This window comes from Kitasatospora sp. NPDC057512, assembly GCF_042802135.1.
GTDB lineage: Bacteria > Actinomycetota > Actinomycetes > Streptomycetales > Streptomycetaceae > Kitasatospora.
The window spans coordinates 1-3,418 of the sequence record NZ_JBHVET010000831.1 but is presented as its reverse complement, the minus strand read 5'-3'; the positions used below and the strand labels follow the sequence as shown (position 1 = coordinate 3,418).

Here is a 3,418-nt window from a genome sequence, read left to right as displayed (position 1 = left end):
GCCGGGCCCCGCGTCACTTCGCCAGCTCGGCGACGCCCGCCTGCGCGAACTGCTCGTCCAGGTCGCCGCTGGGCGCGCCCGCCACGCCGACGGCCGCGATCGGGGCGCCCTTCGACTGGATCGGGGCGCCGCCGGCCAGGAACAGGGTGCCCGGGATGTCCTTCAGGTTCGGGGCCTGGGCCAGGCGCTTGGCCAGCTCCGAGGTCGGGGCGTTCCAGGACACCGCGGTGAAGGCCTTGCGCTCGGCCGAGACCGGGGCCTGCGGACCGGCGCCGTCGCCCTTCAGCAGCACCCGGGTGACGCCGTCGCGGTCGACGACCGCGACCGACACGTGCTGGCCCGCCTTGGTGGCCGCGTCCAGGGCGGCCTGGGCGGCGCGGGTGGCGGCGTCGATGGTCAGGCCGCTGCTCGGGGCCAGGTTCTTGTTCTGGGTGTCGGCCTTCGCCGCGGCCGGGACGGCCGGGGTGTCGGTGGACTCGGCGCTGGCCGAGACGGCGCCCACGGTGGCGGCGGCGAGCGCGGCGGCGGCGACGGTGCCGGTCAGCACCCGGGTGCGGACGGAGGTCTTCTTCATGGTCCAGCTCCTCAGCGGATCTGCGGGGTGGGGTCAAGCGGGGTGGGGTGGGGCGGGGTCGAACGGGGTGGGGTCGAGCGGGGTGGGGGAGTTCGGGGGCCGCCGGGCCGTTGGGGGGATCGCCCGGCGGCGTGCTTCGATCCTCCGGCCGGGGAAGGGGCCGCCACATCGGCGGTCCGGCGCGGGCGTCCGGGCATGATGGGGGACCGCGGCGTCAACCGATCGGCTGATGCGGCCCCGGGCCGGACGGGTCACCATCGAGGGATCGGTGCAGGTCGGTGCGGATCGGGACGGGCCCGTACGGACCGGTACGACCGGTACGACCGGTACGGGCAGGCGCCGACCGCGCACGCACCACCCGTTCAGCCAGGAGCCACCCGTGCAGCAGCCCCGCCCGACCGCCGACCGCCCCGCCGCGGACCGCACCGGCGCCGGCCCCGGCCCCGGCCCCGGCGGCGCCCTCGGCCACGACGCCGGCGATCCGGACGCGGGCCGGCTCGCACTGCTGCTGGACTCCGCCTTCCTGCTGCTGCTCGCCGCCTCGCTCAGCCGCTACCTCACCCACCACTCCGGCAACGCGCGGGCCCCCTGGGTGATCGGGCTGAGCGCGGCCCTCGCGGTCGCCCAGCCGGCCGGGTCCTGGCTCGCCCACCGCCGCCCGACCGCCCCGGACCGGCACCGCCGCTGGGCACTGGCCCTGGTGGTGGCGCTCTGGGTGGTGCTGGTGCTGCTCGCGCCGAGCTTCGCCTGGTGCGCCGTGCCGCTGATCTACACCGGGCTGCGGGTGCTGCCCGCGAAGGCGGCCATCCCGCTGGTCGGCGCGCTGACCCTGCTGGTGGTGACCGCCGAGGTCCGGCTGCCCGGCGGCGCCGACGCCACCCTCGTCCTGCTGCCACCCGCGGTGGCCGGGCTCGCCACCGGCGTCTTCCTCTTCATGGCCCGGCAGGCCGCCCGGCAGCGCGCGCTGATCGCCGACCTGGTCCGCACCCGGCGCGAACTCGCCGCCACCGAACGGCGGGAGGGCACCCTGGCCGAACGCGAGCGGCTGGCGATGGAGATCCACGACACCCTGGCACAGGGCCTGTCCAGCCAGCAGATGCTGCTCCAGGCCGCCGAGCGCACCTGGGACACCCACCCGGCGACCGCCCGCACCCACGTCCGCACCGCCGCCTCGGTGGCCGCCCGGAACCTGGCCGAGGCCCGCCGCTTCGTCCACGACCTCGCCCCGGCGGAGCTGTCCGACGGCCGCACCCTCGACCGGGCGCTGCGGGCGCTGGCCGAGCGGGAGTCCGCCGAGAGCGGGCTGCCGGTCCGCTTCCACCTGGACGGCGCGCCCGTGCCGCTGCCCGCCGCCGCGCAGTCCGCGCTGCTGCGGATCGCCCAGGGCGCGCTGGCCAACGTCCGGGAGCACGCCGGGGCGTCGGCCGCCGCGATCACGCTCTCCTTCCTCGGTGACCAGGCGGTGCTGGACATCGCCGACGACGGGCAGGGCTTCGACCCGGGCGCGGGCGGTGCCGGGGGCGGTGCGAGTGCCGGGGGCGGGGGCGGGAGCGGTGACGGCCGTGGGTACGGCCTGCCCGCGATGCGCGCCCGGCTGCGGCAGCTGGGTGGCAGGCTGACCGTGGAGAGCGCGCCCGGCGAGGGCACCGTCGTCTCCGCCGCGATCCCCCTGGACGACCGATGAGCCCGGAACACCGGTCCCCCGAACCCCCGATGAGCCCGAACCACCGATGAGCCCGGACGAGCGATGACCCTGGAGCACCGATGAGCACGACTCCCGGCCGGACCACTTCCGCCCCGACCGCTCCCGTCCGGCTGCTGGTCTGCGACGACCACGCCGTGGTGCGGGCCGGACTGCTGGCGCTGCTGGCGAGCGCCGGCGACATCGAGGTGGTCGGCGAGGCCAGCACCGGGGAGGAGGCCGTCGCGCTGGCCGCCCGGCTGGCGCCGCAGGTCGTGCTGATGGACCTCCAACTCGGCGACGGCATCGACGGGGTGGAGGCCACCCGGCGGATCACCGCCGCCCCGGACGGGCCGCACGTCCTGGTGCTCACCACCTACGACACCGATGCCGACATCACCCGGGCGATCGCCGCCGGCGCCACCGGCTACCTGCTGAAGGCCGAACGGCCCGAGGAGCTGTTCGCCGCCGTGCACGCGGCCGCGCAGGGCCGCACGGTGCTCTCACCGCCGGTCGCCTCCCGGGTGATGGCGCAGATGCGGGCGCCCTCGCCGCAGCTGACCGAGCGCGAGCTGGACATCCTCGGACAGCTGGCGCAGGGGCTGGGCAACCGGGAGATCGCCCGGGCGCTGTTCATCAGCGAGGCCACGGTGAAGACGCACCTCGGCCGGATCTACGACAAGTTGGGCGTGGACACCCGGTCGGGCGCGGTGGCGGTGGCGAAGGAACGCCGGCTGCTGCGCTGAGCCCGCCCGCCCCGCCCTCCTCCGACGGCGCCCCCGGCTGCGCTGGGCGCCCGTCCGGTGTCACTGCGTGCTGTCATGATGCTCGGAATGTCGGATTCCAGGGCGGCCTCCACCGGCGCCCACCCTCGCCCACCCGCGCCCGGCGGCGGGCGAATCGGGCGGCGGGCACCCCGGTGGAACGACAAACCGCTGGTCCCGGGCTTTTCCAGGCACTGCTGGGCACTCCGTCACGATGTGGATGTTTCGTGGATTCCGCTATTGACAAACCAACCACGCGGTTTGTTAGTTTGAGATCAACGACGTCCCCGGAGGTGGGGGCTCGCCGGGCCTGTGCGGACCGCTCTCGCCGGAGGGGGGTGTGGCCAGGGGGGAACGGCGGGTTTGCCGGGGTGTCGGGGGGAGCGGCAGCGCCGAAGC

At 76.2% G+C, this 3,418-nt stretch carries 3 protein-coding genes; 2 read left to right on the top strand and 1 reads right to left on the bottom strand.

Annotation, left to right across the window (positions count from 1 at the left end; genetic code table 11):
• Nucleotides 1-13 precede the first annotated feature (13 nt).
• On the bottom strand, nt 14-574 hold the full coding sequence (locus ACFU6K_RS34445) for a heme-binding protein (RefSeq protein ID WP_049651637.1): 561 nt from the start codon (nt 572-574) through the stop codon (nt 14-16).
• Nucleotides 575-953: 379 nt separating this feature from the next.
• Here ACFU6K_RS34445 and ACFU6K_RS34440 point away from each other — a divergent pair, with 379 nt between their 5' ends.
• Together ACFU6K_RS34440 and ACFU6K_RS34435 are read left to right on the top strand one after the other, a co-directional pair.
• Nucleotides 954-2,258, top strand: coding sequence for a sensor histidine kinase (locus tag ACFU6K_RS34440; protein WP_380669848.1), 1,305 nt, complete (start codon nt 954-956; stop codon nt 2,256-2,258).
• Nucleotides 2,259-2,338: 80 nt separating this feature from the next.
• The gene (locus tag ACFU6K_RS34435; protein WP_380669846.1) at nt 2,339-3,001 is read left to right on the top strand and encodes a response regulator; all 663 of its coding nucleotides are present in this window, start codon (nt 2,339-2,341) and stop codon (nt 2,999-3,001) included.
• Nucleotides 3,002-3,418 lie beyond the last annotated feature (417 nt).